We start from the raw sequence: 4281 nt of genomic DNA, 5'->3' as shown, positions 1-4281 counted from the left end.
TTTAAAGAATACACATAAATATTTCCAGACTCAATTTAAAGAATAAATATAAGTATTTCCAGAATCATATAAATATTTCTGGACTCATTTTTAAACTTATTTTATCAATAAAAACATCATAACTTTTGATTATATTCTTATAAGTTTCCGAACAGCCGATATATACCTATTTTTTGAGGTTTATCGGCTGTTTGTTATCTTTTATCGCATTCCAACTATTTTTCTTACCGTATTTGCTGTACGAATTGTAATCTTATCACTTACATTTGAACTGGCAGTCTTTGACCACCAATTTGTCTTTTTATAATCTTTACGACTAAAAGACCAAAAGATAGCATTTTTATAATGATATACTTTTTCATACTCTTCTTTAGGATTTCCAACCTCATCATAAAACTCGTTATAAGATAAGTCAGGAAACATAAAAATAAGATTATCATATATTTCTTTGTTGTTATCTCCCCACCAATTAGGAGCATTATTTAGTATATCTTTTAACTCCTCTTGTAAAATAATAAAAACTGGTATTTCCAATTCAAACTGTTTTTTTATCATTAATCTTATTGTATTTGAGATAACCTTGCTGTCATCTACATCACTTAAAAAGACAACATTACCACTATTAAGGTATGTAGAAACTTCTGAATAACCAAGTTCTACAAAGCTTGCTTTTAATTCAGACATAATTATCTTGTTCTTACCACTTATATTGATACCTCTTAATAATGCGATATAACTTTTCATATAATAATTTCACCTCTAAACATTCACATTTTTCTATGTAGTACAAACTGGAATTTGCATCTTTTATAATTCTTTCAAAACTTCTTCATATGTAATTTTTTTAATATAAAAAAATCGGTGCTTAATTTGTACCGATTTTTGTTTTTCTTAGTAAAGAACTCGTTTTTTTGCTTCTGCTATAGCTCTAGCAGCACTTTTTGCTTGAATTCTTTTTTCTTCTTCTTTTTTAAATGCATTTATTGTTTCATTTAGATTCTTATCATGTTCATTTTTTTCTTTATCTTCGTTTTCTCTGTATACTAATACATAATCTATTATTGATTCGTTTATTATCTGGGATATACTTTTATTTTCATTAATTCCTATTCTCTTAACTTCTTTAAGTAGCGTTTCATCAATATGAACCGTTGTTTGCTTTGTATTTTTTGCCACTTTAATCACCTCTTAAAAAGAATTTTAACATTAAAATTTTTTTTAGTCAATAAATTTTAATATTAAAATTCTTTAAATGTTTTATCTGATTTTCTAAAACTTTCTATTGTCTTTATCATCTTATTTTTTATATTTTCACCTAGTACAGAAGACTTTAGTCTAGGATTTTCAATATGGTCATAAATTGGTTCTAAAAATTCGACTTCAACAGGAACAGAATTAATTTTACCAATAGGTTGGTATCCTTCATAAGTATCTTTTGAATTTTTTATTACTAGTGGAACAATAGGACATTTTGCTTTATATGCTATTTTTAAAGCTCCACTTCTAAACTCTGAAACCAGTGAATTTGGTTCTTTAATCCATGTTAAATCTCCTTCTGGAAATACTGCCATACTTTGACCTGTAAGTATATTTTGAGAGGCTTCAGCGATACTTTTTATACCTTCTCGATTGTTTTTTCTGTTTACATATACACATCTTAGTAATTTTGCCCATTCTTTAAATATAGGTATATTTCTCCAAACTGGTTCATCTGCAATTACACATCCAATTGGTCTTTCTACACTTGCTGTTAATATGAAGCTATCAAGCATACTAGAATGATTTACAACAAATAGAAGTGGTTCTTTTGGTAGTGTCTCATTACCAATTATATTAAGTTCTATATTTACTATATCTAAAGATTTTCTAGCTTGTTTTTGCATAAATTCAAATTTTTCTTTTAAGCTAAATTTATCAGGATTCTTTTTAATTTTAATGAGTCTAGGTATAGAAGATGTAAAGCCTATAAGTTGATATGTAGCAAATTTTAAGTAATTATTCATAAAATTATCTCCTTAAAATAAAATTGTTTATTACTGTAAAGATTTTAACATAAAACAAAATTTAAGTCTATTTTAATTCCATTTTGTAACATGTATTTTAAGTAGACAGATATTAAGGTTTTATACTTCTAATTTTAGTAATCAGACCGAATCAATAGATTACTATTCTATTAAATTAATTAAATAACCTTTAAATTTAATTATAAAAACTGTTGCAGATTACTCTACAACAGTTTAAAAAACTTACTTTATAATAATTATATTATAAGGCTACAACAGCCCATTTTTTGCACTGAGCAATTCTTTTTCCATCATCACCTTGTTCTTTGTCATATGCAAATTGATTAAGCATTTCACATGGAAATGTATCACATAGACCACAATGTGTAAGATTTTTATCTTCACAACAGGATTTTATAGGACATTCTTCACCCCAAAAAGGTTTCTCAATACATGTACATCCTATACAATTGACCTTTTCCTTGTACTCACATTCATAACATAAAATTCCACATCTTGATTCTATCATTCTAAGTCACTCCTTAAATATAAACTTTATATGATTGTATATCAAAATTTATACTTTTCATTGTAAAAATCGGACAAGTTTTTTATATAGGTTGTTGGATTAACACCACAGATAGATTTAAAATCATTTATAAAATGGGATTGGTCATAATAACCAATATCTTGTGCTAAAGTTGCAAATGGTGTTTTATTATTTTGTACTTCTTGTAGCACAATATTTATACGAAGTAATCTAAGATAGGATTTAACACTCATGCCAAGAGAATTATTAAAAATCCTGTTTAAATGCCGTTCACTATAACAACTGATTTGGGAAATGTTTTTGACAGACATAATAGAGTTCTGTTTTCTGGCATTTTCAAGAATTGGTATAGTCATATCTACTATATTTGATTTCAATAAGTATGATAAAAATAACATATCTAATTGTTCTACTAATTCCTTTATAGTACCTGTTCTTTCAAAAATGGAATTAATTTCTAAGTTAAATAACCTATTAAAATCTTCAAGTGTAATTTTCAAATCTGTAGATTCTCTTTGAGAAAGACCTGTCAAATAATATACACCACCTGGACGAAACTCAACAAATACTCTAAAAAGTACATTTTCTATATCATTTTTTACAATAGTAGTTTTTGTTGTAGCTCCCCAGAATTCACTCTCCATACCTTTTTTATCAAATTTAAATATCATACATCCACTAGCATCAGGTATTAATGTAAGATTTTCTTTAATACTTGTATCTGGAATGGATATTGTATAGTGTGCTATATATGGTTTTAACAATTTATGTGGCAAAATATATGTATACTGTTTGCAAGTGTTTAAAATGTTATTGATTATTTCATTCATAAATATATCCTCCTGACATATCAAAAATAAATATACTAATTTATTTTTGATATATAATAAACAAATTTTGATTTAATTAAAATATTCTAATAAGATATTTTGTTAAATTTAGATATAATAATTGTAAAGTAAAATCTCAAAATATACAATTATTATAAATTATAGATATTCATCAAATAAATATATTAAAGAAGAATAGGTGTAAACCAAAATTAGAAAATAATAGTGTTACTTTCATAATAAATACATATAAAGATATTTTTAAGAATAAAATTTATTATTAAATAAAAAATAAAGGAGAGTGATTTAATAGCATGGCATCAAAACAAACACCGAGAAACAATTTAGAAAAGTTTTTAAGAATAAGAGTCTTATCACATACAGGTGATAAAATACATATAAAGTTACCTGTAAACTTTGCAAAGAGAATGATTGAGAATAATGCTTTGGACTTATTTAATGGAAAAGATGATGTAGTTGATGGTAAAAAGGTGACTGAAATATTAGTAAAAGCATTTGATTATGATTTAACTGGAGAAGTAGTTCACTTGGAGAGAAAAAATGGAGACATTATTAAAGTTTCAATCGTACAGTAGAACTAATTTATATGAATTTTATTTTGGAATAGTTACAGAGAACTGAAGATTAGTAAAAAAGTACATCTTATTATTGAAAATAGTAGAGAATACACATTTATAGTTTATAGATGTGTATTTTTTATGTGAAAAATTTTAATATATAAACTATAAAGATTACAATTTATATGCATTAACATTACAGATACTATCAATTCATGAACAAAAAAGCGGTCAGTCATAAAGACTAATCGCTTATGGAATTAAATATTAGGTTATAGATAAACTGAATTTTTGGGTCTTTAAAATAAAGTGTGTATTCT

General features: G+C 25.4%; 6 protein-coding genes. 1 reads left to right on the top strand and 5 read right to left on the bottom strand.

Annotated features, from left to right (window positions below; translation table 11 throughout):
- Positions 1-201: 201 nt before the first annotated feature.
- From KGF39_RS18980 to KGF39_RS18960, 5 genes are all read right to left on the bottom strand, one after another.
- The gene (locus KGF39_RS18980) at positions 202-744 is read right to left on the bottom strand and encodes a DUF1697 domain-containing protein (protein ID WP_107594094.1); all 543 of its coding nucleotides are present in this window, start codon (positions 742-744) and stop codon (positions 202-204) included.
- A gap of 147 nt (positions 745-891) precedes the next feature.
- Positions 892-1176, bottom strand: coding sequence for a hypothetical protein (locus tag KGF39_RS18975; RefSeq protein ID WP_054273713.1), 285 nt, complete (start codon positions 1174-1176; stop codon positions 892-894).
- Between the two features lie 62 nt (positions 1177-1238).
- Positions 1239-2003, bottom strand: a complete 765-nt coding sequence (locus tag KGF39_RS18970; protein WP_227823505.1) for a lysophospholipid acyltransferase family protein — start codon at positions 2001-2003, stop codon at positions 1239-1241.
- A gap of 262 nt (positions 2004-2265) precedes the next feature.
- Positions 2266-2532, bottom strand: a complete 267-nt coding sequence (locus KGF39_RS18965) for a DUF3795 domain-containing protein (RefSeq protein ID WP_054273715.1) — start codon at positions 2530-2532, stop codon at positions 2266-2268.
- A 41-nt stretch (positions 2533-2573) separates the two neighbouring features.
- Positions 2574-3383 carry a response regulator transcription factor gene (locus KGF39_RS18960; protein ID WP_107594092.1) on the bottom strand — a complete coding sequence of 270 codons (810 nt, stop codon included), beginning with the start codon at positions 3381-3383 and terminating at the stop codon, positions 2574-2576.
- A gap of 314 nt (positions 3384-3697) precedes the next feature.
- On the opposite strand from KGF39_RS18960, the gene KGF39_RS18955 reads away from it, so the two are divergent.
- On the top strand, positions 3698-3979 hold the full coding sequence (locus KGF39_RS18955; protein ID WP_003420428.1) for a hypothetical protein: 282 nt from the start codon (positions 3698-3700) through the stop codon (positions 3977-3979).
- Positions 3980-4281: the final 302 nt, after the last annotated feature.

Origin of the sequence: Clostridioides sp. ZZV14-6345 (genome assembly GCF_020657775.1) — a bacterium.
In the GTDB taxonomy this organism is placed as follows: Bacteria; Bacillota; Clostridia; order Peptostreptococcales; family Peptostreptococcaceae; genus Clostridioides; species Clostridioides difficile_D.
The sequence above is the reverse complement of the archived record's forward strand: the minus strand, read 5'-3'. Positions and strand labels throughout refer to the sequence as shown.

What these genes read in the sequence shown, in the direction of transcription:
- KGF39_RS18980 (WP_107594094.1), bottom strand. Translation starts at nt 744, where the DNA reads ATGAAAAGTTATATCGCATTATTAAGAGGTATCAATATAAGTGGTAAG.
- KGF39_RS18970 (WP_227823505.1), bottom strand. Translation starts at nt 2,003, where the DNA reads ATGAATAATTACTTAAAATTTGCTACATATCAACTTATAGGCTTTACA.
- KGF39_RS18965 (WP_054273715.1), bottom strand. Translation starts at nt 2,532, where the DNA reads ATGATAGAATCAAGATGTGGAATTTTATGTTATGAATGTGAGTACAAG.
- KGF39_RS18960 (WP_107594092.1), bottom strand. Translation starts at nt 3,383, where the DNA reads ATGAATGAAATAATCAATAACATTTTAAACACTTGCAAACAGTATACA.
- KGF39_RS18955 (WP_003420428.1), top strand. Translation starts at nt 3,698, where the DNA reads ATGGCATCAAAACAAACACCGAGAAACAATTTAGAAAAGTTTTTAAGA.